Here is a 448-nt window from a genome sequence, read left to right as displayed (position 1 = left end):
AGCTGGGCTTGCCGGTGTCTAGGATGATGGCGCCGCCGGTCACGTTGCGCCCGAACAGCGTACCCTGCGGGCCCTTGAGCACCTGCACCGAATTCAGGCCATAGAGATCGAACGTCGCGGCGCTGTTGCGCGGGATGAACAGGTCGTCGAGGACGACCGCCACCGGCTTGTTCGCGCCGATCTGGGTGAAGGTGTTGGTCGCGCCGCGAATGGCGATGGTAGGGCTGCTGTAGCTGAACGACGAGACGAGCAGGCCTGGCGTCAGTCGCGATATGTCGCGAAGACTCTCCAGGCGATAGGTTTCCGCCGCCCGTCCGGAGAAGGCGGTCAGGGTGATCGGCACATCCTGGGCCGCTTCCTCGCGCTTCTGGGCCGTAACGATGATCTTCTCGACCATGCTCGGCTCGACGTCGCCGGCTTCGAGGCTGCTGGCGGCCTTGGGCGCGGC

General features: G+C 65.8%; 1 protein-coding gene. It reads right to left on the bottom strand.

The annotated features are described in order from the left end of the window. A partial coding sequence (locus tag ACLZOT_RS49980; protein WP_416975983.1) for a TonB-dependent receptor plug domain-containing protein occupies nt 1–448 on the bottom strand: 448 nt, incomplete at both ends.

The sequence above is a fragment of the Streptomyces sp. 4F14 genome (assembly GCF_048159485.1).
In the GTDB taxonomy this organism is placed as follows: domain Bacteria; phylum Actinomycetota; class Actinomycetes; order Streptomycetales; family Streptomycetaceae; genus Streptomyces.
Note: the sequence above shows the minus strand (reverse complement) of the source record. Positions and strands in the feature narration are given on the sequence as shown.